Source organism: Pseudomonas sp. GD04019, from assembly GCF_029837695.1.
Lineage (GTDB): Bacteria > Pseudomonadota > Gammaproteobacteria > Pseudomonadales > Pseudomonadaceae > Aquipseudomonas.
The window spans coordinates 304,251-330,490 of the sequence record NZ_JAOEEA010000003.1; the positions used below are offsets into that span (position 1 = coordinate 304,251).

Annotated in this window: 27 protein-coding genes and 1 pseudogene; 19 read left to right on the forward strand and 9 right to left on the reverse strand. The window is 65.2% G+C overall.

All coding sequences use genetic code 11. From position 1 onward, the window contains the following. Positions 1–16 precede the first annotated feature (16 nt). The 4 genes from coaBC to argB all read left to right on the forward strand — a co-directional run bounded on the left by coaBC (position 17) and on the right by argB (position 5,256). Positions 17–1,225 (forward strand): bifunctional phosphopantothenoylcysteine decarboxylase/phosphopantothenate--cysteine ligase CoaBC, encoded by a 1,209-nt coding sequence (gene coaBC, locus N7607_RS06655; protein WP_279864642.1) that lies wholly within the window; start codon positions 17–19, stop codon positions 1,223–1,225. A 22-nt stretch (positions 1,226–1,247) separates the two neighbouring features. Then, entirely contained in the window at positions 1,248–1,703 is a 456-nt protein-coding gene (gene dut, locus N7607_RS06660) for a dUTP diphosphatase (RefSeq protein ID WP_279864641.1), read from the forward strand. A 1,214-nt stretch (positions 1,704–2,917) separates the two neighbouring features. Then, entirely contained in the window at positions 2,918–4,324 is a 1,407-nt protein-coding gene (algC, locus tag N7607_RS06665) for a phosphomannomutase/phosphoglucomutase (protein WP_279864856.1), read from the forward strand. A gap of 23 nt (positions 4,325–4,347) precedes the next feature. Beyond that, positions 4,348–5,256: an acetylglutamate kinase gene (argB, locus tag N7607_RS06670; RefSeq protein ID WP_279864640.1), complete on the forward strand. Its 909-nt coding sequence runs from the start codon at positions 4,348–4,350 to the stop codon at positions 5,254–5,256. An 18-nt stretch (positions 5,257–5,274) separates the two neighbouring features. Here the strand turns inward: argB and N7607_RS06675 are convergent, their stop codons facing one another. Both N7607_RS06675 and pyrE read right to left on the reverse strand, forming a co-directional pair. Further along, positions 5,275–5,847, reverse strand: a complete 573-nt coding sequence (locus tag N7607_RS06675; RefSeq protein WP_279864855.1) for a DUF4124 domain-containing protein — start codon at positions 5,845–5,847, stop codon at positions 5,275–5,277. A gap of 50 nt (positions 5,848–5,897) precedes the next feature. After that, entirely contained in the window at positions 5,898–6,539 is a 642-nt protein-coding gene (gene pyrE, locus N7607_RS06680) for an orotate phosphoribosyltransferase (RefSeq protein ID WP_279864639.1), read from the reverse strand. A 92-nt stretch (positions 6,540–6,631) separates the two neighbouring features. On the opposite strand from pyrE, the gene N7607_RS06685 reads away from it, so the two are divergent. Then, positions 6,632–7,411, forward strand: coding sequence for an exodeoxyribonuclease III (locus N7607_RS06685; protein WP_192399805.1), 780 nt, complete (start codon positions 6,632–6,634; stop codon positions 7,409–7,411). A gap of 19 nt (positions 7,412–7,430) precedes the next feature. On the opposite strand, the gene N7607_RS06690 is transcribed toward N7607_RS06685, so the two are convergent. Genes N7607_RS06690 through rph form a run of 3 tightly spaced genes read right to left on the reverse strand, consistent with a single transcriptional unit; the run spans position 7,431 to position 9,536 of the window. Beyond that, positions 7,431–8,366: a DUF808 domain-containing protein gene (locus N7607_RS06690; RefSeq protein ID WP_279864638.1), complete on the reverse strand. Its 936-nt coding sequence runs from the start codon at positions 8,364–8,366 to the stop codon at positions 7,431–7,433. Positions 8,367–8,426: 60 nt separating this feature from the next. Continuing rightward, complete coding sequence (locus N7607_RS06695) at positions 8,427–8,792, reverse strand: DUF4870 domain-containing protein (RefSeq protein WP_279864637.1); 366 nt, start codon at positions 8,790–8,792, stop codon at positions 8,427–8,429. A gap of 24 nt (positions 8,793–8,816) precedes the next feature. Further along, a complete protein-coding gene (rph, locus tag N7607_RS06700; protein WP_137974587.1) occupies positions 8,817–9,536 on the reverse strand; it encodes a ribonuclease PH in 720 nt (239 codons plus the stop codon). Between the two features lie 144 nt (positions 9,537–9,680). On the opposite strand from rph, the gene N7607_RS06705 reads away from it, so the two are divergent. The 7 genes from N7607_RS06705 to N7607_RS06735 all read left to right on the forward strand — a co-directional run bounded on the left by N7607_RS06705 (position 9,681) and on the right by N7607_RS06735 (position 15,279). Further along, positions 9,681–10,544, forward strand: coding sequence for a YicC/YloC family endoribonuclease (locus N7607_RS06705; RefSeq protein ID WP_279864636.1), 864 nt, complete (start codon positions 9,681–9,683; stop codon positions 10,542–10,544). A 39-nt stretch (positions 10,545–10,583) separates the two neighbouring features. After that, positions 10,584–11,204: a guanylate kinase gene (gene gmk / locus N7607_RS06710; RefSeq protein ID WP_279864635.1), complete on the forward strand. Its 621-nt coding sequence runs from the start codon at positions 10,584–10,586 to the stop codon at positions 11,202–11,204. Positions 11,205–11,309: 105 nt separating this feature from the next. Continuing rightward, positions 11,310–11,576, forward strand: a complete 267-nt coding sequence (gene rpoZ / locus N7607_RS06715) for a DNA-directed RNA polymerase subunit omega (RefSeq protein WP_137974584.1) — start codon at positions 11,310–11,312, stop codon at positions 11,574–11,576. Between the two features lie 63 nt (positions 11,577–11,639). Continuing rightward, complete coding sequence (gene spoT, locus N7607_RS06720; protein ID WP_279864634.1) at positions 11,640–13,748, forward strand: bifunctional GTP diphosphokinase/guanosine-3',5'-bis pyrophosphate 3'-pyrophosphohydrolase; 2,109 nt, start codon at positions 11,640–11,642, stop codon at positions 13,746–13,748. 49 nt (positions 13,749–13,797) lie between these two features. Then, complete coding sequence (locus N7607_RS06725; protein ID WP_279864632.1) at positions 13,798–14,178, forward strand: RidA family protein; 381 nt, start codon at positions 13,798–13,800, stop codon at positions 14,176–14,178. Between the two features lie 4 nt (positions 14,179–14,182). After that, entirely contained in the window at positions 14,183–14,914 is a 732-nt protein-coding gene (locus N7607_RS06730; protein ID WP_279864630.1) for a hypothetical protein, read from the forward strand. Positions 14,915–14,919: 5 nt separating this feature from the next. Further along, positions 14,920–15,279, forward strand: a complete 360-nt coding sequence (locus N7607_RS06735) for a hypothetical protein (protein WP_279864629.1) — start codon at positions 14,920–14,922, stop codon at positions 15,277–15,279. On the opposite strand, the gene N7607_RS06740 is transcribed toward N7607_RS06735, so the two are convergent. Next, positions 15,255–16,127 carry an SDR family oxidoreductase gene (locus N7607_RS06740; RefSeq protein WP_279864627.1) on the reverse strand — a complete coding sequence of 291 codons (873 nt, stop codon included), beginning with the start codon at positions 16,125–16,127 and terminating at the stop codon, positions 15,255–15,257. The genes N7607_RS06735 and N7607_RS06740 overlap by 25 nt on opposite strands. A 173-nt stretch (positions 16,128–16,300) precedes the next feature. On the opposite strand from N7607_RS06740, the gene exbB reads away from it, so the two are divergent. The 6 genes from exbB (at position 16,301) to N7607_RS06770 (ending at position 23,285) form a co-directional block, all read left to right on the forward strand. After that, positions 16,301–17,413: a tonB-system energizer ExbB gene (gene exbB / locus N7607_RS06745; protein WP_279864626.1), complete on the forward strand. Its 1,113-nt coding sequence runs from the start codon at positions 16,301–16,303 to the stop codon at positions 17,411–17,413. Between the two features lie 3 nt (positions 17,414–17,416). Beyond that, positions 17,417–17,842: a TonB system transport protein ExbD gene (gene exbD / locus N7607_RS06750; protein WP_192399795.1), complete on the forward strand. Its 426-nt coding sequence runs from the start codon at positions 17,417–17,419 to the stop codon at positions 17,840–17,842. Continuing rightward, positions 17,839–18,552 (forward strand): TonB family protein, encoded by a 714-nt coding sequence (locus N7607_RS06755; protein WP_279864625.1) that lies wholly within the window; start codon positions 17,839–17,841, stop codon positions 18,550–18,552. Before exbD ends, N7607_RS06755 begins: the two co-directional genes overlap by 4 nt. 215 nt (positions 18,553–18,767) lie before the next feature. Then, entirely contained in the window at positions 18,768–19,700 is a 933-nt protein-coding gene (locus N7607_RS06760) for a hydrogen peroxide-inducible genes activator (RefSeq protein ID WP_137974575.1), read from the forward strand. Continuing rightward, positions 19,697–21,772, forward strand: coding sequence for an ATP-dependent DNA helicase RecG (recG, locus tag N7607_RS06765; RefSeq protein WP_279864624.1), 2,076 nt, complete (start codon positions 19,697–19,699; stop codon positions 21,770–21,772). The genes N7607_RS06760 and recG overlap by 4 nt, the downstream gene beginning before the upstream one ends. A 103-nt stretch (positions 21,773–21,875) precedes the next feature. Further along, a complete protein-coding gene (locus N7607_RS06770) occupies positions 21,876–23,285 on the forward strand; it encodes an aminoacyl-tRNA deacylase and HDOD domain-containing protein (RefSeq protein WP_279864622.1) in 1,410 nt (469 codons plus the stop codon). A gap of 57 nt (positions 23,286–23,342) precedes the next feature. Here the strand turns inward: N7607_RS06770 and N7607_RS06775 are convergent, their stop codons facing one another. Then, entirely contained in the window at positions 23,343–24,071 is a 729-nt protein-coding gene (locus N7607_RS06775) for a hypothetical protein (RefSeq protein ID WP_279864621.1), read from the reverse strand. Positions 24,072–24,140: 69 nt separating this feature from the next. Next, entirely contained in the window at positions 24,141–24,539 is a 399-nt protein-coding gene (locus tag N7607_RS06780; RefSeq protein WP_192399790.1) for a helicase, read from the reverse strand. Between the two features lie 358 nt (positions 24,540–24,897). On the opposite strand from N7607_RS06780, the gene N7607_RS06785 reads away from it, so the two are divergent. Then, positions 24,898–25,617, forward strand: a complete 720-nt coding sequence (locus N7607_RS06785; protein ID WP_081672164.1) for a response regulator transcription factor — start codon at positions 24,898–24,900, stop codon at positions 25,615–25,617. A 270-nt stretch (positions 25,618–25,887) separates the two neighbouring features. Here the strand turns inward: N7607_RS06785 and N7607_RS06790 are convergent. Continuing rightward, positions 25,888–26,205: pseudogene (locus N7607_RS06790) on the reverse strand (response regulator transcription factor); the annotation flags it as partial. Between the last annotated feature and the right edge of the window lie 35 nt (positions 26,206–26,240).

Below are 26,240 nucleotides of genomic sequence, written 5' to 3' on the forward strand. Positions count from 1 at the left end.
TATTAAAGGCAGGCCTATGCAGCGGCTGTATCGGAAACGCATCGTCCTGGGCGTCGGCGGCGGCATCGCCGCCTACAAGAGCGCCGAACTGGTCCGCCGCCTGCGCGACCAGGGCGCCGAGGTACGGGTGGTGATGACCCGCGGCGGTCGCGAATTCATCACCCCGCTGACCCTGCAGGCCTTGTCCGGCCACCCGGTACACCTGGACCTGCTCGACCCGGCCGCCGAGGCCGCCATGGGCCACATCGAGTTGGCCAAGTGGGCGGACCTGGTGCTGATCGCCCCGGCCACTGCCGACATCATGGCGCGCCTGACCCAAGGCGTGGCCGACGACCTGCTGACCACCCTGGTGCTGGCCACCGATGCCCAGGTTGCCCTGGCCCCGGCGATGAACCAGGCCATGTGGCGCGACGATGCCACCCAGGCCAATGCCCAGGCGCTGCAAAAGCGCAGCTACCAGCTGTTCGGCCCGGCCGCCGGCAGCCAGGCCTGCGGCGATGTCGGCCTCGGCCGCATGCTCGAAGCCGACGAGCTGGCCCAACGCGCCGCCGACTGCTTCCAGTGGCAAGCCCTGACTGGCAAGCACGTACTGATCACCGCCGGCCCGACCCAGGAAAATATCGATCCGGTGCGCTACATCACCAATCACAGCTCCGGCAAGATGGGCTTCGCCCTGGCCGAAGCGGCCGTGGAGGCCGGCGCCAAGGTGACGCTGGTGACCGGCCCGGTGCACCTGCCGACGCCGGATCGGGTCAACCGCATCGACGTGGTCAGCGCCCGCGACATGCTGGCCGCCTGCGAGGCCGCCATGCCTTGCGACCTGCTGATCGCCTCCGCCGCCGTAGCCGACTATCGCCCGGAAGTGGTGGCCCCGCACAAGATGAAGAAGGACCCCACCACCGGCGAGGGCCTGCTGCTGCAGCTGGTGCGCAACCCGGACATCCTCGCCACCATCGCCGGCCGTGAAGATCGTCCGTTCAGCGTGGGCTTCGCCGCAGAAACCGAGAACCTGCTCGGCTATGCTGCGCGCAAGCTGAAAGACAAGAACCTCGATCTGATCGTTGCCAATGATGTGGCCAACCCCACCATCGGCTTCAATAGCGAAGAGAACGCCATCACCGTGATCGACCGCGAGCTGCAGGCGAGCGCCTTCGCCCAGACCAGCAAGAGCAAGATCGCCCGCCAGCTGGTGGCCTTCATCGCCGAGCGTCTCAACCGCGCCTGAACCATTCGTTACGGAAATTGATATGCACGCTCTGCAAGCCAAGATTCTCGACCCGCGCCTGGGCAGTGACTTTCCCCTGCCGCAGTACGCCACGCCCGGCTCCGCCGGCCTCGACCTGCGCGCCATGCTCAAGCAGGACACCGTGCTTGAGCCTGGGCAGACCCTGCTGATCCCGACCGGTCTGTCCATCTACATCGCCGACCCGAACCTGGCTGCCCTGGTCCTGCCGCGCTCCGGCTTGGGCCACAAGCATGGCGTCGTGCTCGGCAACCTGGTCGGCCTGATCGACTCCGACTACCAGGGCGAGCTGATGGTGTCCTGCTGGAACCGCGGCCAGACGCCGTTCACCATCGCCATCGGCGAGCGCATCGCCCAGCTGGTACTGGTACCGGTGGTGCAGGCGCACTTCGAACTGGTCGAGGAATTCGACGCAAGCCAACGCGGTGCCGGTGGCTTCGGCCACTCCGGCAGCCACTGAATTCGCCTGTTCAGGATCAATCGCCAGGGAGACGTTGCGTGAAACTAAAGCGTGCAGCCAAGGATACCGACTCGCTCATCGCCGCCACTCCGGGCAAGCCGGCCGCCAAGGTCGGTAACGACCAGCAAGCCTTGCTGCATGGCGCCATCGCTGCCCTCGGCGGCCTGCTACTGGCAGGCGCATTGGTTGCCTTCAACCTCAGCGGCAGCGGCCAGCAGCAGCAACGACAACTGATCGAAGCCTGGGGCGGCAGCCAGGCCAGCGCCCTGCAGCAGGCTCAACTGCAGTTACAGGCCGACACCCGGGCCGCGGCGGCCGATCCATCGCTGCTGACCGCCCTGCAGAGTGGCGACCGCAACCTGATCGCCAGCGCCGAGCGCAGCCTGCAGCACTGGCAAGGCGTGGTCGATGCCCATCTCAACCTGCCTGGCCGCGCCTCTCTCGATGTGGGCCGCAGCGGGCCGATGAACTTTGCCGCCCTGGATATGCTGCGCCGCCTGGAAAACGGTCAGACACCGGCAGTAGAAGCCTACAAGGTCGGCGAGCGCTGGCTGGTCTACAGCGCCGCGCCCCTGCGCAGCCCGGGCAGCGATCAGTTGCAGGGTACCCTGCTGTTGGTGGTCGACCTCGAGCGCCTGCTCGCCGCCCTGCCGGCCCTACCCTATGACGCCGGCCAGGTGCAGCTTGGCCAGCAGTTCGGCAACAGCCCCGCCCAGGTCCTGCTGCAACGCGGCAGCGCGACCGGTACGGCGCAACGCTTCGACACCGGCAATCCCAACTGGCAACTCGACTTCACTCCGGGCCCGGCCCTGAGTGGCATGCCCATGTCGCCGCTGATCCTTGGCATCGCCGCGCTACTGGCTCTGGCCGGCGCACTCCTCGGCCTGATGCTGACCCGTAACCACCTGCTCGGCCGCCTGCGCGGTGACGTGCAGCAGCTGGCGAGCATGCTGCAGGAGCTTTCCAGCGGAAAGTCGGTCAAAGCCTTCAGCCTGCACTTTACCGCCCTCGACGGCTTGGCGCAGAGCCTGGCGCGCCTGCCGCGCACCAAACAAGAAGCCTCAAGAAATGAGGCCGGCAGTCCCCCGATCACTGCCCCCTCGGCGGCGCCCAAGCCCGTGCAGTTGGCGGACCCGCTGTTCCAGGCCACCGATATCCTCGATATCGACATTCTCGATGAAGACCAGGACCTCCTGGGATTGGAGCAACCTTTCATGGATAGCACTGTGCAAAACGTACAAACCCCACCCAAGCTGCCCGCCACCATCTTCCGCGCCTACGATATTCGCGGCGTGGTCGGCGATACCCTGACCGCCGAAGCCGCCTACTGGATCGGTCGCGCCATTGGCTCGGAGAGTCTGGCCAAGGGCGAGCCGAACGTCGCTGTCGGCCGCGACGGCCGTCTGTCCGGCCCGCAACTGGTGGAGCAGTTGATCCAGGGCCTGCTGGACTGCGGTTGCCAAGTCACAGATATCGGCATGGTGCCGACCCCCGTGCTGTATTTCGCCACCAACGTGCTCAAGGGCAAGTCGGGTGTGATGCTCACCGGTAGCCACAACCCGCCGGATTACAACGGCTTCAAGATCGTCATTGCTGGCGACACTCAGGCCAACGAGCAGATCCAGGCCCTGAAGACCCGTATCGACAACAACGATCTGGCCAGCGGCGTCGGCAGTGTCGAGCAGGTCGACGTGCTGGAGCCTTACTTCAAACATATCGTCGGTGATATCGCCATCGCCAAGCCTCTCAAGGTGGTGGTCGACTGCGGTAACGGCGTAGCCGGCGTCATTGCGCCGCGCCTGATCGAGGCCCTGGGCTGCAGCGTTATCCCGCTGTTCTGCGATGTCGACGGCAACTTCCCCAACCACCACCCGGACCCGGGTAAACCGGAAAACCTGGTGGACCTGATCGCCCGAGTGAAGAACGAGGGCGCCGATCTGGGCCTGGCCTTCGATGGCGACGGCGACCGCGTCGGCGTGGTAACCAACAGGGGCACCATGGTCTTCCCCGACCGCCTGATGATGCTGTTCGCCAAGGACGTGGTATCGCGCAACCCCGGCGCCGACATCATTTACGACGTCAAATGCACCCGCCGCCTGGGCGCACTGATCAGCGGCTACGGCGGCCGCCCGGTGATGTGGAAGACCGGCCACTCGCTGATCAAGAAGAAGATGAAGGAAACCGGCGCCCTACTGGCCGGCGAAATGAGCGGCCATATCTTCTTCAAGGAACGCTGGTTCGGCTTCGACGACGGTATCTACAGCGCCGCGCGCCTGCTGGAGATCCTCAGCCAGGATCGTCGCGACGCCGAGCAGGTGTTCTCCGCCTTCCCGCTGGATATTTCCACGCCGGAGATCAATGTCACCGTCACCGACGAGAGCAAGTTCCGCCTGATCGACCGTCTGCAGCGTGACGGCGTGTGGGGCGAGGCCAACCTGACCACGCTCGACGGCGTGCGTGTCGATTATCCGAAGGGCTGGGGCTTGGTGCGCGCCTCCAACACCACGCCGGTGCTGGTGCTGCGCTTCGAGGCGGAGACCGAAGAAGAGCTCACGCGGATCAAGGAAGTATTCCGCGCCCAGCTGTACAACGCCGCCCCTGACCTCAATCTGCCGTTCTGATCTGTTCCGGAGTCCGTTCCACCATGACCCTCAATCGTGATGCCGCCACCAATGTCGCCAAGGTCCTGTCCGAAGCGCTGCCGTATATTCGTCGCTTCGTCGGCAAGACCCTGGTGATCAAGTACGGCGGCAACGCCATGGAGAGTGACGAGCTCAAGGAAGGCTTCGCCCGCGACATCGTGCTAATGAAGGCGGTCGGCATCAATCCGGTGGTGGTGCATGGTGGCGGCCCGCAGATCGGCGATCTGCTCAAGCGACTCAGCATTGAAAGCCACTTTATCGATGGCATGCGCGTCACCGACGCGCAGACCATGGATGTGGTGGAGATGGTCCTCGGCGGCCAGGTCAACAAGGACATCGTCAATCTGATCAACCGCCATGGCGGCAGCGCCATCGGCCTGACCGGCAAGGACGCGGAGCTGATTCGTGCGAAGAAGCTCACCGTGACCCGTCAGACCCCGGAGATGACTCAGCCGGAAATCATCGATATCGGCCATGTCGGCGAGGTGGTCGGCGTCAACACCGACCTGTTGAACATGCTGGTGAAGGGCGACTTCATCCCGGTGATCGCGCCCATCGGCGTGGGCGCCGAGGGCGAGTCCTACAACATCAACGCCGACCTGGTGGCCGGCAAGGTGGCTGAGGCACTGAAGGCCGAGAAGCTGATGCTGCTGACCAATATCGCCGGCCTGATGGACAAGCAGGGCGAAGTACTCACCGGCCTGACCACCGAGCAAGTGGATGGCCTGATCGCCGATGGCACCATCTATGGCGGCATGCTGCCGAAGATTCGCTGCGCGCTTGAGGCTGTGCAGGGCGGCGTGACCAGCGCACATATCATCGATGGTCGCGTGCCGAACGCGGTGCTGCTGGAGATCTTCACCGACAGCGGCGTGGGCACCCTGATCACCAATCGCAAGCGCCATCATTGATGGCGCCGCGCGGCAGGGTCACTCGCCGCGCAGCTCTACCAGGCGCGCACGATCGGCGGCGAACGTCGCCTCCGCATCACTGCGGCTCTGCTGATGGCGTTGTATATCCTTCTCAACGCCCACCTGCTCGGCCTTGAGGTTGTCTATTTGCACCAACAGATGCTCTGGCACTTTGCGCCCAGCACGCTCAAAATCGGCAGCCTGGGCTTGCAAATTGGCCTGCTGAGCACGCAGGGAATGCAAGTTACTCTGCGCTACACGTATAACCCCATCCAGCTCAGCAAGCTTGCGATCGCGCGCACGGTCCACATCGACTGGCTCCGAATAGATACGTAGCAACTGGACATCGGACTTTGCCCTGGCCTTTTCCTCGGCAAGGCGCTGACGCTCCTCAAGCGTGGGGGCCGGTGGCACCTTTCGAAGTACTCGTCCATCGACATCGAGTACCTCGTAGCCATTGGAAATGAACTCTGGAGGAATTCCCTGCCGACTGATCACTACTCTGCCCTGATTGTCCTTGTAGCGATAGGACTCAATACCGGCATCTGCCGCATTGGCGACAGACGCCATATGAGGCATCGCGGCAATCATGAGGACCACAAGCTTCGCCAATCGGAACATGGAGCTTTTCCTTGTTATGGTCAGATGCCGTACTGCGCGCGGTAAGCCTCCACCGCCGGCAGATGTTTTTTCAGCTCAGCATCTTCTGCCAGATAATCCAGTACCTGCTCCAGGGACACAATACTGACCACCGGCATGCCGTAGTCGCGCTCCACTTCCTGGATCGCCGACAGCTCGCCCTGGCCACGTTCCTGGCGGTTCAGCGCGATCAGCACGCCGGCCGCCTGGGCGCCCTGGGCCTGGATGATCTGCATCACCTCGCGAATCGCGGTGCCGGCGGTGATCACGTCGTCGACGATCATCACCCGACCTGCGAGCGGCGCACCGACCAGGGTGCCACCTTCGCCGTGAGCCTTGGCCTCCTTGCGATTGAAGCACCAGGGCAGGTCGCGGTCATGCTGCTCGGCCAGCGCCACGGCCGTGGCCGCCGCCAGCGGGATACCCTTGTACGCCGGGCCGAACAGCACATCGAAGTCGATGCCAGCTTCGATCAGCGCCGACGCATAGAAGCGCCCCAGCCTGGCCAGCGCCAGGCCGCTGTTGAACAGTCCGGCATTAAAGAAGTAGGGGCTGGTGCGCCCGGACTTGAGGGTGAATTCACCGAAGCGCAGCACGCCGCGTTCGATGGCAAAACGGATGAATTCGCGTTGATACGCCTGCATGCAAAGCTCCGTACGGCACGGATTTAGCTATGAATTTAGCTAATGGGAATGAGCTCGGGTATCATACACGCAGGTGTTTTTGGGGGCCATTTATGCGGATCATCAGTGTGAACGTGAATGGTATTCAGGCCGCAGTCGAGCGAGGTTTGCTCAGCTGGCTGCAGGCCCAGAATGCCGACGTGATCTGCCTGCAAGATACTCGCGCCTCTTCCTTCGAACTCGATGACCCGGCCTTCCAGCTGGATGGCTATTTCCTCTATGCCGTCGACGCCGAAGTGCCCGAACAGGGCGGCGTGGCCCTGTACTCCCGGTTGCAACCCAAGGCGGTGATCCACGGCCTGGGCTTCGAATCGGCCGATCGGTACGGGCGTTATCTGCAGGCGGATTTCGACAAGGTCAGTATCGCCACCCTGCTGCTGCCATCCGGCCAGGGCGGGGACGAGAACTTGAATCAGAAATTCAAGTTCATCGACGACTTCACCGGTTACCTGGACAAGCAACGTCGCAAGCGCCGCGAGTACATCTACTGCGGCTCGCTGTTCGTCGCCCACCAGAAACTGGACGTGAAGAACTGGCGCGACTGCCAGCAGCTGCCGGGCTTTCTCGCGCCGGAACGCGCCTGGATGGATGAAGTGGTTGGCACCATGGGCTATGTCGACGCCCTGCGCGAAGTCAGTCGCGAGGGCGATCAGTACAGCTGGTGGCCGGACAGCGAGCAGGCGGAGATGCTCAATCTCGGCTGGCGCTTCGACTATCAGCTGCTCACTCCGGGCCTGCGCCGCGTGGTGCGCAACGCCAAGCTGCCGCGTCAGCCGCGCTTCTCCCAGCACGCCCCGCTGATCGTCGACTACGACTGGCTGCTCAGCGTCTAAGCAGCCAGCCCCTCGCCGCCTAGGCGCGCAAACCCTTCCAGGCTTTGCCAGCCACACTCACCACAGCCAGCACCAGAGCGCCGACCAGTACGCCGAACAAGGCATCGACCAGGGTCGGCGTCAGCACGGCCAGCACGCCGCCGATACCCGGCACGCCATGGACCGCGTCGACCCAGTGGTGGATCAGGTCATGAGCACCGGGAATGCCGTGGGTAAGGATACCGCCACCGACCATGAACATGGCCGCCGTGCCCACCACCGACAACAGCTTCATCAGCCATGGCGCCAGCCACAGGATGCCGCGCCCCAGGCTCTGTGCCGCAGCGCTGCCACGCTGGCTCAGGTAGAGGCCGGCGTCGTCCAGCTTGACGATGCCGGCGACCAGGCCATAGACGCCCACGGTCATCAGCAGGGCGATGCCGGACAGCACCATGACCTGCTGCATGAACGCCTGCTCGGCGACCACGCCCAGGGTAATGGCGATGATCTCGGCGGACAGGATGAAGTCGGTGCGCACCGCGCCCTTGATCTTGTCCTTCTCGAACGCCTGCATGTCCACCGCCGGATCGGCCAGCGCCTGCACATGCTCGGCGTGATGCTGGGCATCCTCCTGCTTGCTGTGCAGGAACTTATGCGCCAGCTTTTCGAAGCCCTCGAAACAGAGGAAGGCGCCACCGAGCATCAGCAGCGGCGTCACCAGCCATGGCGCGAAGGCGCTGATCAGCAGCGCCGCCGGCACCAGGATCAGCTTGTTGATCAGCGAGCCCTTGGCCACCGCCCAGACCACCGGCAGCTCGCGCTCGGCCTTGACCCCGGTGACCTGCTGGGCATTCAGCGCCAAATCGTCACCGAGCACGCCGGCGGTCTTCTTCGCCGCGACCTTGGTCATCACCGAGACGTCGTCCAGCACGCTGGCGATATCGTCGAGCAGAGTTAACAGACTGGCTCCGGCCACTTCTGACTTCCTTATATGAGTGGTTGCAGAAAAAGGCCCCGCATGCGGGGCCCGAGGGTGTTATTTGACCAGGCGCCAACACAGCGGATAGCGGTAGGTCTGACCTTCATTGGCCTTGATCCCGGCGATGATGGTCAGCACCAGGGCGGCCAGGCCGAGCAGCGGCAGCAGCAGGAAGCCGATCACCACCACGGCGAGCAGCATGCACACCAGCGCGGCGAGCGACACGGTGATGTGGAAGTTCAGCGCCTCCTTGCCCTGGTCGTCGACGAAGGGATCAAGATCGCGCTTGAGTTGCCAGACAATCAGCGGGCCGAGCAGGTTGCCGAAGGGGATCAGCAAACCGGCGAAGGCAGCGAAGTGGCAGAACATCGCCCATTGGCGGGCTTCCGGGCTCGGTGTGGGGGTGAGGTTCTGCTCTTCCATGGGGCTCTCCGCGGTTGTGGGAAATCAGTCGGCCAGGGTCGCGCGCTGCAGTTCGAACAGCTCGCGCATGCCCTGTTGGGCCAGCGCCAGCATGGCATTCAGTTCTTCCGGCTGGAAGGGGGCGCCTTCGGCGGTGCCCTGCACTTCGATGAAACCACCGCTGTCGGTCATCACCACATTGAGGTCGGTCTCGGCGGCGGAGTCTTCCAGGTAGTCCAGGTCCAACACCGGCTCGCCCTGGTAGATGCCCACGGACACGGCAGCGACCATCTGCTTGAGCGGCTCGCCCTTCAGCGCGCCGCGCTTCTTCAGCACCTTCAGCGCATCGACCAGGGCCACCATGGCGCCAGTGATGGACGCAGTTCGGGTACCACCGTCAGCCTGGATCACGTCGCAGTCGATGTAGATGGTGTTCTCACCCAGCTTGCTCATGTCCAGCGCTGCACGCAGCGAGCGGCCGATCAGGCGCTGGATCTCCAGGGTGCGGCCGCCCTGCTTGCCGCGGCTGGCTTCACGCTGGTTACGCTCGCCGGTGGCGCGCGGCAGCATGCCGTACTCGGCGGTCAGCCAGCCCTGGCCCTGGCCTTTGAGGAAACGCGGCACGCCGGACTCGACGCTGGCGGTGCAGATTACCTTGGTGTCGCCGAACTCGACCAGCACCGAACCCTCGGCGTGCTTGGTGTAGTTGCGGGTGATGCGCACAGAACGCAACTGGGTGGAAGCACGGCCGCTGGGACGTTTCATCTGCTGATACCTGTAGAAAAGCGGAAATCTCGGGCGCCCGGCGCCCGACCTGCCGGCATTATAGCGCCGCGACGGGGCGGATTGGGCCGACGGTCGGTCTGCGCTACAATCCGCGCCCATTCGTCATTTCACGAGGCTCCCACCATGGTGCATAGCATGACCGCCTTCGCCCGCGTCGAGTCGGCCGCCGCCCACGGCACCCTGAGCTGGGAGCTGCGCTCGGTCAACCATCGCTACCTGGAGCCACACCTGCGCCTGCCGGACCCGTTCCGCGACCTCGAAGGCGCGGTACGTGAAGCCCTGCGCCAGGGCCTGTCGCGCGGCAAGGTGGAATGCACCCTGCGCTTCGCCGAGGAAAACGCCGGCAAGAGCCTGCAAGTAGACGACGAGCGCGCCCGCCAACTGATCTCCGCCGCCGAACAGGTAGCGGCACTGATCCAGCAACCGGCACCACTCAACCCCCTGGAAGTGCTGGCCTGGCCCGGCGTGCTGGTGGCCGACGCTGCCGATCCGCAGGCCCTGAATGCCGCCGCCCTGCAACTGTTCGAGCAGGCCCTGGGCGAGCTGAAGAACGGCCGCGCCCGCGAAGGCGCCGAGCTGGCCAAGTTGCTCAACGAGCGCCTGGACAGCATTGCCGCCGAAGTCGTCGCCCTGCGCGCGCTGGTGCCGGAGATGCTGGCCAACCAACGGCAGAAGATCGAGACCCGCTTCGCCGAAATGCGCGCCGAGGTGGACCCCCAGCGCCTGGAGCAGGAGCTGGTGCTCCTCGCCCAGAAGAGCGACGTGGCCGAGGAACTGGATCGCCTGAACACCCATGTGACCGAAGTGCGCCGCGTGCTCAAGGTCGGCGGCGCCGCCGGCCGGCGCCTGGACTTCCTCATGCAGGAGCTCAACCGCGAGGCCAATACGCTCGGCTCCAAGGCCTTCGACCCGCGCAGCACCCAGGCCGCCGTCAACCTCAAGGTCCTGATCGAGCAGATGCGCGAACAGGTCCAGAACATCGAATAAGCCGCTAGGCTTGAGCCATAGCGTTATCAGGACATCAAGATGACCGTCACCACCGGCACCCTCTACATCGTTTCCGCACCCTCCGGCGCCGGCAAGACCAGCCTGGTCAAGGCGCTGCTCGACAGCGATGCGCGCATCCGCGTTTCCGTCTCGCACACCACCCGCGCCATGCGCCCGGGCGAGGAAGACGGGGTCAACTACCACTTCGTCGACCACGCGCAGTTCAGTGCGATGATCGAACGTGGCGAGTTCCTCGAGCATGCCCAGGTGTTCGACAACTTCTATGGCACCTCGCAGGTCTGGGTCGAGCAGACCCTGGCGGCCGGCTCCGACCTGATCCTGGAGATCGACTGGCAGGGCGCCCAGCAGGTGCGCAAGCTGATGCCGCTAGCGAAATCGATCTTCATCCTGCCACCGACCCAGGAGGCGCTGCGCCATCGCCTGACCAACCGTGGCCAGGACAGCGCCGAGATCATCGAGCGACGCATGCAGGAAGCCGTCAGCGAGATGAGCCACTATGTCGAGTACGACTACCTGGTGATCAACGACGATTTCGCCCATGCCTTGGATGATCTGAAGGCCATCTTCCGCGCCAATCAACTGCAGCAAAGCTGCCAGCAGCAGCGCCATGCCGGCCTTCTCAGTGAGCTGCTGGCCTGACCGGCCGCCGAAAGGCCTTCCCTAATTGCTGGTGATTTTTTAGACTATCCAGTCCGCTCGCCCATTCGGGCCCAGCCTTATTTGCTATTCGCCAAGAGGAACACCATGGCCCGCGTTACCGTTGAAGACTGCCTGGAGAACGTAGACAACCGCTTCGAGCTGGTCATGCTGGCCACCAAGCGTTCCCGTCAGCTGGCTACCGGCGGCAAGGAGCCGAAAGTCGCCTGGGAAAACGACAAGCCGACCGTCGTGGCCCTGCGTGAAATCGCGGCCGGCCTGGTCGATGCCGAGTTCGTTGCCCAGGAAGACCTGGTCGAGGACGAGCCGCTGTTCGCCGTCGCCTTCGAGGAAGAGGCCAACGAGCCTCTGTAAGCCTATGCCTGGTCGAAGTCTCGCGGCACCGGGTCAAGCGCCAGCGCGGCAGGGGGTGATCCCTTGCCGAGCATAGACTCCCTCGCCGACAGACTCTCGTCCTACCTGGCCGTGGATCAGGTCAACCTGGTCCGCCGCGCCTACTTCTACGCCGAGCAGGCCCACGACGGCCAGCGCCGCCGCAGCGGCGAAGCCTACGTCACCCACCCGCTCGCCGTCGCCAACATCCTCGCCGACATGCACATGGACCATCAGAGCCTGATGGCCGCCATGCTGCACGACGTGATCGAGGACACCGGCATCGCCAAGGAAGCGCTCACCGCACAGTTCGGCGAAACCGTCTCGGAACTGGTCGACGGGGTCAGCAAGCTGACCCAGATGAACTTCGAGACCAAGGCCGAGGCCCAGGCCGAGAACTTCCAGAAGATGGCCATGGCCATGGCGCGCGACATCCGCGTGATCCTGGTCAAGCTGGCCGACCGCCTGCACAACATGCGCACCCTGGAAGTGCTGTCCGGCGAGAAGCGCCGCCGTATCGCCAAGGAAACCCTGGAAATCTACGCGCCCATCGCCAACCGGCTGGGCATGCACAGCATGCGCGTGGAGTTCGAGGACTTAGGCTTCAAGGCCATGCACCCGATGCGCTCCGAGCGCATCCGCACGGCAGTCAAGCGCGCCCGCGGCAACCGCAAGGAAATCGTCGCCAAGATCGAGGAGTCGATCACCGCCTACCTGCAGCGCGAAGGCCTGCAGGGCGAAGTGATCGGCCGCGAGAAGCACCTCTACAGCATCTACCAGAAGATGCGCGGCAAGCGCCGGGCGTTCAACGAGATCATGGACGTCTACGCCTTCCGCATCATCGTCGACAAGGTCGACACCTGCTACCGCGCCCTGGGCGTGGTGCACAACCTGTACAAGCCGCTGCCGGGCCGCTTCAAGGACTACATCGCGATCCCCAAGGCCAACGGCTACCAGTCGCTGCACACCACCCTGTTCGGCATGCACGGCGTGCCCATCGAGATCCAGATCCGCACCCGCGAGATGGAAGAGATGGCCAACAACGGCATCGCCGCCCACTGGCTGTACAAGTCCGATGGCGACGACGCGCCCAAGGGCAACCACGCCCGCGCCCGCCAGTGGGTCAAGGGCGTGCTGGAAATGCAGCAACGCGCCGGCAATTCGCTGGAATTCATCGAGAGCGTGAAGATCGACCTGTTCCCCGACGAGGTCTACGTGTTCACGCCCAAGGGCCGCATCATGGAGCTACCGAAGGGCTCCACCGCGGTCGACTTCGCCTACGCGGTGCACACCGACGTCGGTAACAGCTGCATCGCCTGCCGCATCAACCGCCGCCTGGCGCCGCTGTCGCAGGCCCTGGAAAGCGGCTCGACGGTGGAGATCGTCACCGCCCCCGGCGCGCGACCGAACCCGGCCTGGCTCAACTTCGTGGTCACCGGCAAGGCCCGCACCCATATCCGCCACGCGCTCAAGCTGCAGCGCCGCTCGGAGTCGATCAACCTCGGCGAGCGCCTGCTGAACAAGACCCTCACCGGCTTCGACAGCCATCTGGAGAAGATCGCCACGGAGCGGGTGCAGGCGGTGCTCAGCGAATACCGCCTGGAAGTGATCGAGGACCTGCTGGAAGACATTGGCCTGGGCAATCGCATGGCCTACGTGGTCGCCCGCCGTCTGCTGGCCGAGACCGGCGACGCCGCGCCCAGCCCGGACGGCCCGCTGGCCATCCGCGGCACCGAGGGCCTGGTGCTCAGCTACGCCAAGTGTTGCACGCCGATCCCCGGCGACCCCATCGTCGGCTACCTGTCGGCCGGCAAGGGCATGGTGGTGCACCTGGACAGCTGCAAGAACATCGCCGACATCCGCCACAACCCGGAGAAATGCATCCAGCTCAACTGGGCCAAGGATGTCGCCGGCGAATTCAACGTCGAACTGCGCGTCGAGCTGGAGCACCAGCGCGGCCTGATCGCCCTGCTCGCCAGCAGCGTCAACGCCGCCGACGGCAATATCGAGAAGATCGGCATGGACGAGCGTGACGGCCGTATCAGCGTGGTCCAGCTGGTCGTCAGCGTGCATGACCGCGTGCACCTGGCCCGCGTCATCAAGAAGCTGCGCGCCCTCAACGGCGTCATCCGCATCACCCGCATGCGCGCCTGACGGCGCCATGTCGCAGTACAAACCACAATTCATCGAATCGGAGTTCGTCATGAGCAAGACCGTCATTTCCTCGCCCAACGCCCCGGCCGCCATCGGCACCTACTCCCAGGCGATCAAGGCCGGCAACACCGTGTACCTGTCCGGGCAGATTCCGCTGGACCCGAAGACCATGGAACTGGTGCAGGGCTTCGAGGAGCAGACCGTGCAGGTGTTCGAGAACCTCAAGGCGGTGATCGAGGCCTCCGGCGGCTCGTTCAAGGACGTGGTCAAGCTGAACATCTTCCTCACCGACCTCAGCCACTTCGCCACGGTCAACGAAGTCATGGGCCGCTACTTCGAGCAGCCCTACCCGGCCCGCGCCGCCATCGGCGTGGCCGCCCTGCCGCGCGGCGCCCAGGTGGAAATGGACGGCATCCTGGTACTCGAATAAGCCCATGCGTCGCCCCCTCCTGATCGCCCTCAGTGCCGGCCTGCTGACAGGTTGCGCCGGCCCTGACAGCCCCGACGGCACCTGGATCAACCAGCCGATCATCGACAGTGCCCGCCAAGGCGGGCCGCTGCGCGAGGCGTTGCTGGCCCACGGCCCCAACCTGGAATGGCGGCTCGACAGCCAGCGCGGCCTGGCCACCTACAGCAATGGCTTCGAGGCCCCCGAAGGCCGCCTGGCGTCCGGCGAACCGGGGCGCTGGCAAGTCAGTTATCAGGGCGACTATCAGGAAAACCTCGATCTGCAGGACGGCCAGTTGGTGCAGCAGGCCAGCAACTATGGCCCCGAGCAGCACTTCAGCCGCCCGCCTCGCCAGGCGGAGGACGGCGCGCCAATTGGCAGCAGCTTCGAATGGGCGCTGTACGACGCTTACCTGGGCGGCGAATGGACGATCCGCGAGGGCGTCGGCGAGGGCGGCCTGGTGCTGTTCCACCCGGACGGCCGCCTGGAAGGCCTGCCCGGCGCCGAGCGTTACGCCCTGTGCCTGGCCGGCGACTGCGCCTCGATGGCCGGCGAGCACGACAGCCTGTGGCTACAGCTCGGCCAGCAGGGAGCATCGTGGATCTTCGAGCGCGACGGCGACCAGCTGCGCATCCTCCAGGCGCTCAACCAGTCGGCACTGGACGAGGCACCCAGCTTCCGCCCCGGGCGCCAGGCCTGGCTGCTGCAGCGCGACTGATCGGCATGCGCCCGCTGCTGGTCGGCCTCCTGCTGGCAAGCCTGGCCGCCCAGGCGGAACAGCGCCATTACGACGACGGCGGCCGCTATCTGGGGCGCACCGACGACGATGGCCGCCGCTACGATGACAGCGGGCGCTACACCGGCCGTACCGATGCCGACGGCCGCCACTACGATGCCTCCGGCCGCTACACGGGACGCATCGACGGCGACGGCCGTAGCTATGACGACAGTGGCCGCTACACAGGCCGCCAGGATCAGGATGGTCGCCTCTACGACGACTCGGGGCGCTACCTGGGCCGCGACGACCCGGACGGAAGTCACTACGACGACAGCGGCCGCTACACCGGGCGCAGCGACGACTGATCGGCCGCCAGCACCGCCGCGTATCCTTCGCGGTAGCTGGGGTACTGCGGCGCCCAGCCCAGCGCCCGGGCGCGGGCGTTGCTGCAGCGCTTGCTGCCGGCGCGGCGCACGCTGTTGTCCTCGGCCCACTGGGTCACACCCAGCTGCTCGCGCAGCCAACCCACCACCTCGTGCAGCGGCGCCGGCGCGTCGTCCACGCCCAGGTAGCAGTCGGCCAGTTGCGTACCTTCGGCATCTACCTGCAGCAGGAAGGCCAGCAGGCCGGCGGCGTCCTCGGCGTGAATGCGGTTGGCATACAACGGCGGTTCGCTGGCGACCCGGTAGCCCTGGCGCACCTGGTTGAGCAGCCACTGGCGACCGGGGCCGTAGATGCCGGTCAGGCGCACCAGGGTCGCCGGCAGGCCGCTGTCCAGGGCCAGGCGTTCGGCTTCCAGCATCACCCGGCCGGAATAGCCCTCGGCCTCGGCCGGCGAATCCTCGTCGATCCACTCGCCGCTCTGCTGCACATAGACCCCGCTGCTGGAGACGAACAGCAGGCGCCGCGGACGCTGGCCATGCTCAGCCAGCCAGGTCAGCACATGCCGTAGGCCATCGACATAGGCGGCGCGGTAACCGGCTTCGTCGTGCTGGCTGGCCGCCGCGCAGTACACCAGATAGTCCAGCTCGCCTCGCGGCCAGGCCTCCGGGCAGGCTGGTTGCTGCAGATCGCCGGCTACCGGACGGATCTCGGCGGGCAGCTGCGCGACATCGCGCCGCAGGCCGTACACGTTCCAGCCGGCCGCAGCCAGACGCCGCGCCAGGCGACTGCCAACATCGCCGCAGCCAGCAATCATCAGGGTCTTGGACATGACAGGAGGCACCTCGTGGAAGCGCCGAAATCAGTGCACTGAATCCGGCACGCGTGTCGAATAGTTACAGTGTATCTTTCACAAACAAGAATTACTTGCAATAATACAGGCCGTTTTTGCACGGGGGTGCCGTTTCCTCCGTCCGACGCTCCCTCACTTCAGGTCCGGCCAGCATGAATTCTACCGCCCTCCGCGCTCAGCCAACTCGCACTTCCCGCCTGCCAGTGGCAGCCCTGCTGCTCGGCCTGCTGCTGCCGTTCGGCGCCATGGCCGAGGAAGCGGCCCCGGTCGCGCAGCAACCGGCCGCCACCGCGCCGGCAACCGCCCCCACCGCCGCACCGCTGAGTGACGCCACTGGCGCCCCGGCTACCGCCGAGCAAGTTCCGGCGCCGGTCCAGCATCCCCAGGCCGCGGCCCTGCAGCAGAAGCTGGACACCCTGGGCGAACAGGCCACTGCCGAACAGATCGCCGCCGCCCAGCAGGAATTCCTGCAGCAGAACAACATCAGTGGCACCGATGCCGAGCAACTGCTCGCCGCCCTGCAGGCGCTGCAGGCTGAGCCAGCACTGGAAGGCGAGGAAGAGCTGCTGCACGACCTGTCGCCGTGGGGCATGTATCAGAACGCCGACCGCGTGGTGAAGAGCGTGATGATCGGCCTGGTGCTGGCCTCGATCCTGACCTGGACCGTGTGGATCGCCAAGGGCCTGGAGCTGCTCATCGCCCGCCGCCGTCTGCAGCGCGAGCTGCCCGACCTGAAAGGCGCGCGCACCCTCAACCAGGCCGCCGAACAGGCCCGCGCCAAGCACAGCTTCAGCGCCCAGCTGATCGAGGACGCCCGCGAAGAGCTGCGCCTGTCCGTCGGCTGCAAGGAGAAGGAAGGCATCAAGGAGCGCGTCAGCTTCCGCCTGGAGCGCCTGGTCGCCGCCAGCGGCCGCAACATGAGCCAGGGCACCGGCGTGCTCGCCACCATCGGTTCCACCGCCCCCTTCGTCGGCCTGTTCGGTACCGTGTGGGGCATCATGAACAGCTTCATCGGCATCGCCGAATCGCAGACCACCAACCTGGCCGTGGTCGCCCCGGGTATCGCCGAGGCCCTGCTGGCCACCGCCCTGGGCCTGGTCGCCGCCATCCCTGCCGTGGTCATCTACAACGTCTTCGCCCGCTCCATCGCCGGCTACAAGGCCCAGGTGGCCGACGCCTCGGCCCAGGTCCTGCTGCTGGTCAGCCGCGACCTCGACCAGCCGGCCGGCGAGCGCGCTCAAGCGCCGATCGCCAAGGCGGTCTGAACCATGGGGCTGCATCTGCACGAGGGCGGTGACGACCTCCAGGAAAACCACGAGATCAACGTCACCCCGTTCATCGACGTGATGCTGGTACTGCTGATCATCTTCATGGTCGCCGCGCCGCTGGCCACCGTGGACGTGAAGATCGACCTGCCGGCCTCCACCGCCAAGCCGGTGCCGCGTCCGGACAAGCCGATCTACCTGAGCATCAAGGAAGACACCAGCCTGTACCTGGACAACCAGCAGGTCGACGCGGCCCAGCTCGGCGCCTCCCTGGACCGCCTGACCGGCGCCAACAAGGACAAGACCATCTTCGTCCGTGGCGACAAGGGCGTGGACTATGCCGACCTGATGGGCGTGATGGACAACCTGCGCGGTGCCGGGTACCTGAAGATCGGCCTGGTGGGCCTGGAAACGGTCGGCGCGCAATGAGCCAAGCGCGTCGCCTGCCGTTATGGGCTGTCAGCCTGATCGCCGTGATCGGCCTGCACCTGGTCGTCTATTACGCCGCCCTGCTGTGGCGCCCGGCCGTCACGCCGATCCTGCTGCAACCGGCGGCCATGCTGATCGAGCTGGAGCCGATGGTCGCGCCGCCGGAGCCGACGCCACCGGAGCCAGTGATCGAGGAAGAGCCGGAGCCCGAGATCGTCGAGGTGCCCGAGCCGAAGATCGCCATCGTCAAGCCCAAGCCGAAACCCAAGGTCAAGCCCAAGCCGCAGCCGCCGAAGCCCGAGGTCAAGCCGCAGCCCGACGCGCCCAAGGTGGCGAACCAGGAGAAGACCGCGGCGCCGATCAAGGCCCCGGTGCAGCAGCAGGTCAGCACCGGCGAGATCGACCGCGAGCGCGCCATCTGGATGGCCAAGGTGCAGGCTTACCTGAGTAAGCACCTGCGCTATCCGGATCGCGAGCGGCGCTTCAACAAGCCCGGCAGCAAGCATGCCCTGCTGCTCAACTTCACCATCGACACCCGTGGCCGCATCCTCGCCGCCGAAGTGAAGCAGTCCACCGCCCGCAACTCGTTCGACCGCGACGTGCAGCGCCAGCTGCGCAAGGCCAGCCCGGTACCGGCGCCGCCGACCAAGGTGCTGAGCGGCGGCAGCATGTCGATCGACTATCCGCTGAACTTCACCCTCACCCGCTGAGAACCCGCCGCCGACGCCCTGCGCGTCGACCAGGCGGCGTTGCAAGCCGGCCCGGATGCTCATAAATGCGCGCCCTCGCCGGCTTGCGCCGTGCCTGACTAGCACGCACGCCGACAGCAGGTTCTTTGTCTGTTAGGTCATATCTTTATCGGCGGCCCGGTTGGTTCCATTGAATGCAGTCGCTATGCTTGGCGGCATCTCAATGGAATTTACCTATGACCCTCACCGAACTGCGCTACATAGTGACCCTTGCCCAGGAACAGCACTTCGGCCGCGCGGCCGAGCGCTGCCATGTCAGCCAGCCGACCCTGTCGGTGGGGGTGAAGAAGCTGGAAGACGAACTCGGCGTGCTGATCTTCGAGCGCAGCAAGAGCGCGGTGCGCCTGACCCCGGTCGGCGAGGGCATCGTCACCCAGGCGCAGAAGGTGCTGGAGCAGGCCCAGGGCATCCGCGAGCTGGCCCAGGCCGGCAAGAACCAGCTGACCGCGCCGCTGAAGATCGGCGCCATCTACACCGTCGGCCCCTACCTGTTTCCGCACCTGATTCCGCAGCTGCACCGGGTCGCCCCGCAGATGCCGCTGTACATCGAAGAGAACTTCACCCACATCCTGCGCGACAAGCTGCGCACCGGCGAGCTGGACGCGATCATCATCGCCCTGCCGTTCCAGGAAGCCGACGTGCTGACCAAGCCGCTGTACGACGAGCCGTTCTTCGCCCTGCTGCCGGCCGGCCACCCCTGGGCCGAGCGCGAGACCATCGACAAGGAACTGCTCAACGACAAGAGCCTGCTGCTGCTCGGCGAGGGGCACTGCTTCCGTGACCAGGTGCTGGAGGCCTGCCCGTCGCTACGCAAGGGCGGCGAAGACTCGGCCAAGCACACCACGGTGGAATCCAGCTCGCTGGAAACCATCCGCCATATGGTCGCCTCCGGCCTGGGCATCTCGATCCTGCCGTTCTCCGCGGTCGACAGCCACCACTACGCCCCTGGCGTGATCGAGGTGCGCCCGCTGAGCGCGCCGGCGCCCTACCGCACCGTGGCCATCGCCTGGCGCGCCAGCTTCCCGCGGCCCAAGGCCATCGAAGTGCTGGCCGATTCGATCCGCCTGTGCTCGGTGGCGCGCCCGCAGGGTGAAGCCATCCCGGCATGATCGAGCTGGCGCAGGTCCCGGTCACCGCGCTGAAGGGCGTCGGTGACGCGCTGGCCGAGAAGCTGGGCAAGGTCGGTCTGGAGAACCTGCAGGACGTGCTGTTCCACCTGCCCCTGCGCTACCAGGACCGCACCCGCATCACGCCCATCGGCGCCCTGCGCCCGGGCCAGGACGCCGTGGTGGAAGGCATAGTGGCCGGCGCCGACGTCACCATGGGCCGCCGCCGCAGCCTGCTGGTGCGCCTGCAGGACGGCACCGGCACCCTCAGCCTGCGCTTCTTCCACTTCAGCCAGGCGCAGAAGGACGGCCTCAAGCGCGGCACCGCCCTGCGCTGCTACGGCGAGGTGCGCCCCGGCGCCACCGGTCTGGAGATCTACCACCCGGAATACCGCGCCCAGAGTGGGGACGAGCCGGCGCCGGTGGAACAGACCCTGACGCCCATCTACCCGACCACCGAAGGCCTGACCCAGCAGCGCCTGCGCCAGCTCAGCCAGCAGGCCCTGGCCCGCCTCGGCCCGCACAGCCTGCCCGACTGGCTGCCGGCCGAGCTGGGCCGCGACTACCAGCTGGGCCCCCTGGCCGACGCCATCCGCTACCTGCACCGACCGCCGCCGGACGCCGACCAGGAAGAGCTGGCCGAGGGTCGCCACTGGGCCCAGCATCGCCTGGCCTTCGAGGAACTGCTGACCCACCAGCTGTCGCTGCAGCGCCTGCGCGAGCAGGTGCGCGCCCAAGCCGCGCCGGTGCTGCCACCAGCCAAGCAGCTGCCGCAGCGCTTTCTGGCCAACCTCGGTTTCGCCCTCACCGGCGCGCAGCAACGGGTCGGCGCCGAGATCGCCTACGACCTGAGCCAGCCCGAGCCCATGCTGCGCCTGGTGCAGGGCGATGTCGGGGCCGGCAAGACAGTGGTCGCCGCACTCGCCGCGCTGCAGGCGCTGGAAGCCGGCTACCAGGTGGCGCTGATGGCGCCCACCGAGATCCTCGCCGAGCAGCACTTCCTGAACTTCAGCCGCTGGCTGCAGCCACTCGGCATCGAGGTCGCCTGGCTGGCCGGCAAGCTCAAGGGCAAGGCGCGCACTGCCGCGCTGGAGCAGATTGCCGGCGGTGCACCGATGGTGGTCGGCACCCACGCGCTGTTCCAGGACGAGGTGCAGTTCAAGCGTCTGGCCCTGGTGATCATCGACGAACAGCACCGTTTCGGCGTACAGCAGCGCCTGGCCCTGCGCCAGAAAGGCATCGATGGCCGCCTGTGCCCGCACCAGCTGATTATGACCGCGACACCAATACCCAGAACGCTGGCGATGAGTGCTTACGCCGACCTGGACACCTCGATCCTCGACGAGCTGCCGCCCGGGCGCACTCCGGTGAATACCCTGGTGATCGCCGACAGTCGCCGCCTCGAAGTGGTCGAGCGCGTACGCCTGGCCTGCCGCGAAGGGCGCCAGGCCTACTGGGTGTGCACCCTGATCGAGGAGTCCGAGGAGCTGACCTGCCAGGCGGCGGAGACCAGCTACGAGGAGCTTTCCAGCGCCCTGGGCGAGCTGCGCGTCGGCCTGATCCACGGGCGCATGAAGCCGGCCGAGAAAGCCGCGGTGATGGATGCATTCAAGCGCGGCGAACTGCAGCTGCTGGTCGCCACCACGGTGATCGAGGTCGGCGTCGACGTGCCCAACGCCAGCCTGATGATCATCGAGAACCCCGAGCGCCTGGGCCTGGCCCAGCTGCATCAGCTGCGCGGGCGGGTCGGCCGGGGCAGCGCCGCCAGCCATTGCGTGCTGCTCTATCACGCGCCGCTGTCGCAGCTCGGCCGCGAGCGCCTGGGCATCATGCGCGAGACCTGCGACGGCTTCGTCATCGCCGAGAAGGACTTGGAACTGCGCGGCCCCGGCGAGATGCTCGGTACCCGCCAGACCGGTCTGCTGCAGTTCAAGGTCGCCGACCTGATGCGCGATGCCGACCTGCTGCCGGCCGTGCGCGAAGCGGCGCAAGAGCTACTGGCGCGCTGGCCGCAGCATGTCAGCCCGTTGCTCGAACGCTGGCTACGGCATGGCCAGCAGTACGGCCAAGTGTGATCCGCCGCACGTAATGCCGCTGGTCGCCCGTCCGGCGGACGAGCCTACCCCACGGGGCGCTGGTTATACTGCCCGTCAGTAGTTCCTCAGCCGGATGTCGCCCATGACCGAAGTCGCCCTCGCCCCCGATTCCGCCCCGCGCCCGCCGGTGGTGATCCTGCAACTCCTCGAGAAACTCGGCGTCCCCTGCCATATCCGTCCCGACCACCCCGCACATCCCGCCGCTCGCCGCGTGCAGGCCGCGCTGCTGGAAGACGCGGTCGGTGCCCTGCTGGTGCTGTTCCCGCAGAGCCAGCTGCTCGACCTCAATCGCCTGGCCGAGCTGACCGGGCGCAAGCTCACCGCGGTCAAGCCCGAGCGCATGGAGCGCATGCTGGCCAAGCACAACCTCGGCCTGCTGCCCGGCCTGCCGCCGCTGACCAGCTCGCCCTGCCTGTACGACGAGCGCCTGCTGCAGGAGCCCAGCGTGCTGGTGGAGTCCGGCCAGGCCGGCGTGCTGCTGGAGATCGACAGCGAGCACTACAAGTCCATCCTCCTGGCCAAGGCCAGCGCCGCCCGCTTCGGCGAGCCGCTGCTGGGCATTCGCCCCAACCTGAACCGCCCGGACGACGACCGCGCCGAGATCACCCAGGCCGTGCAGGCCTTCACCGCCCGCCGTATCCAGCAGCGCCTCGAAGAGACCATCGAGATTCCGCCGCTGCCGGAGACCGCGCAGAAGATCATCAAGCTGCGCGTCGACCCGGACGCCACCGTGGACGACATCACCGGAGTGGTCGAGACCGACCCGGCCCTGGCCGCCCAGGTGGTCAGCTGGGCCGCCTCGCCCTACTACGCCGCCCCCGGCAAGATCCGCTCGGTGGAAGACGCCATCGTTCGCGTGCTGGGCTTCGACCTGGTAATCAACCTGGCTCTGGGCCTGGCGCTGGGCAAGACCCTCAGCCTACCCAAGGACCAGCCACAGCAGGCCACGCCCTACTGGCAGCAGGCGATCTACACGGCCGCCATCATCGAGGGCCTGACCCGCGCCATGCCGCGTGCCCAGCGCCCGGAAGCCGGTCTGACCTACCTCGCCGGGCTGCTGCACAACTTCGGATACCTGGTGCTAGCCCACGTCTTCCCGCCGCACTTCTCGCTGATCTGCCGGCACCTGGAGGTCAACCCGCACCTGTCCGCCGGCTATATCGAGCAGCACCTGCTGGGCATCACCCGCGAGCAGATCGGCGCCTGGCTGATGCGCTTCTGGGACATGCCGGAAGAACTGGCCACTGCACTGCGCTTCCAGCACGACCCGCACTACGACGGCGCCCACGCCGCCTACCCGAATCTGGTGTGCCTGGCCGTCAACCTGCTGCGCAGCCGCGGCATCGGCAGCGGCCCGCAACATGACCTGCCAGACGAGCTGTTCGAGCGCCTGGGGCTGACCCGCGACAAGGCCGACGATGCGCTGAACAAGGTGCTGCAGGCGGAAGTGGCGCTGCGCGAGTTGGCCTCGCAGTTCAACCACCCGCACTGAGTGCCTGGAATGAAAAAGGGGCCTGCGGGCCCCTTTTTCGTTTCGTCGGCTGAATGGTTACTTGAGCTTCGCCCGCCTGGCGGCGAACACTTCCGGCAGGGCCTTGGCGCTGGCCTCCAGCACAGCGCGCAGCGGCGCCTGCTCGTACAGCGCGGCGTATTCGCCGAGCTTGTCGCTGGGGGTCTGGCGGTAGGCATAGAGCATGAAGGCCTCCACGCCGCTGGCGCTGGACGCGCGCAGCGGCGCCAGCTGGGTGGCGGTCTGCTCGGCCAGAGCCTTCTCGTCCAGATCGCCACCGCGGGCGCGCAGGGTCAGCAGGGCCTGGGTCTTGCCCACCTCATAGCGCAACAGGGTGGCCAGCTCGGTGGTGTGGGCGGCCTTGTCCAGGCGACGCACCAGATCCAGACGCTTGCCCAGCGGCGGGCGCTCCTGCAATTGCTGACGGTAGGCGGCCAGGCCACCATCCTCGCCCACCGCGCGCTCGGCGGCGGTGAAGTGCTGGGCCAGCGGGCTGTCGAGCAGCTCGAGCGCGGCCTCCAGCTGCTCGCGCTTGACCTTGAGCGCCACGCGCTTGGCCAGGTCATCGCACAGCGGGCCGGCGGCGAATGTCTGGCCCAGGGACTTCTGCTGCTCGGCGCTCATGCCGCGCTGCAGCAGCGGTGCGGTCTGCTCGCACAGCAGCTGAACGCCGGCCAGCTCCAGCACGCGCTTCAGGGTAGCGTCGGGCGCCGCCTGGGCCGGAGCGACCAGGGACAGGAGCAGGGCGAGGATGAACAGCGGACGCATAAGGGGACTTCCGTGGAAAACGCCCAGCCTAGCCAAGTGGCGCGACCCGGGCCAGCAAGGGAAGGCGGCTCAGGCCGCTTTCTTGACCTCGGTCTTCTTTTTCTTCTTCGGCACCACGTGCTTGAGCAGGCCCTGGAACCAGATCACCAGCGCCGGGTTGCCCTGGATCTGGATGTCCTTGTTCTGGATACCCTGCATGAAGGCCAGCTGCTTGTTCTTGGCGTTCATGGTGGCGAAGCCGTAGACCGCGTCCTTGAAGCCAATGGCAAAGGCCGGCTCGCGGGCCGTGCCGGCATGGCTGGTGACGCGCTTGTCCTTGATTCGGTAGTGACGGGCGACTTTGCCGTCGAGGGTGTGCAGCTGGAAGACCAGCTCCTTGCCTTCCAGCTGTTGCTGGAACTCGGGATTGGTGCGGCTGGCCTTGACCATCAGGCGGCCCAGCATCCAGAGGAGAAAGCGGAATTTCATGGCGCGCGGCCTCGATGGTGGTGAAATCGGCGGCGCATTGTAGCGGATGGCGCAGAACACTACATCCCGTCTGGCGGGCGCTTCGGCGTTGGGGAGGGGGTGGCCCGGAGCCCTGCGGCTCCGGGCCGGGACTTGCTCAGTTGACGGCGTCTTTCAATAACCATTGAGAAATACCGTTTCATTTTTTGAAACACCGCCACCCCCCACCAGATCAGCTCACCGTTGAGAATTCTTTTGATCAAGCAGAACATTCGTTTCATTTTATAGAAAAAAGCTTGCCCCTTCGGGCGAAAACACCCTCAGGTGCTTCTACCCGGCATGTCAAAATCGTCTCCATGTATCCTTTCGCCGCCCAAAAATGACAGCTATTGCAAAACTCATTTCGATCAAAATCCTTGTCGCTCACGATCACCCGGCACTGCGCTCACATATTCGAACCTGCCTTGAGAAGTTTGGCTACGAGGTAACAGAGACAGAAAGCTGCAAGCAAGCCACAATCGTCATGAATACATCAAAGTTCTCGGCGATGGTTTTTAATGGTGACGCGCCAGACTTTTTATCCGAAGCCCCTTTAATAATCAGGTGCTCAACTATAAACAAAGACACCCCATGCATTATTTTGGCGCAAGCTAATTCACTGATCATTAATAATAAAACCTTCAACCCGAAGATTGATGATTACTTGCTTAAGCCATTCAAAATTGAGGTTATTGCAAAGCGCATCGCCGCCATAATAAAACCGAAGAATCTAGGATCTATTACGTCTATAGGCAGCATGACACTTTGCGACAAAAAAGGGACGCTCACTATTGGCGGATCAACGTCGAGGCTTCCGAAAAGGCAACATCAAATACTCTTTACACTAGCCAAACATGCGCCTCGAGTAGTCCATCAAGATCTAATTATTGCTGCACTTGATGCTCAGAAAGAATGCAAATCAAGCGATGATACGACTATCAAGTCTACGATTTATCGATTGCGCAAGAGCTTGCGAGATGCTGGCAGTGATGTACGCATCAAAAACGTTCGGGGATGTGGATACAGAGTCCAAATCCCAGAATGCGAGCCATCGGACTGAAAGCCCACTCGGCCTCAGCTAAAATTCGCGGCAAATATTCAAATACGGATGAGGAACATATCCCCAATGGCATAGAGCGGGTAAGAGTCGTTACATCTACGCTTACTCTCGGCGAATTTTAAGGCCTCCCACTACCAATAAGGAATTCTGGTTTGGGTCTGACCGCATAATCCGAGCTGGCTTTGGTTTTTTATTTCCAAGCCTCCTCCACAGCGTGAGCGGGAATTTAATAATTAGAAGTGCTGCTTGGTGAGATGGCGCACAACATGGCTCATCGCCCCAAATTGCCTCCTCAAGTACTTCACGGCGCACCACATGTGGACTCTTTTGCATGAGAAGGGTCAGCAACTTGTGACCAACAGGGTTCAGCTTGAGGGGCTTGTCGGCGCGCGTCGCTTCTAGAGTATCGAGGTCATAGATCAGGTCGCTGACCTGCAGCTGACGTTTTCCTCCGCCAAGGCTGCGGCGCAACACTGCTTCAATGCGAGCCGCTAGCTCAGAGAGGGCGAAGGGCTTCACCAGATAGTCGTCTGCTCCGGATTGGAAGCCTTGTAGCCGGTCATCTAGTTGGTCGCGGGCGGTGAGCATTGGGTGCCCGCAGAATTCGGAAAAAATCGTACGCT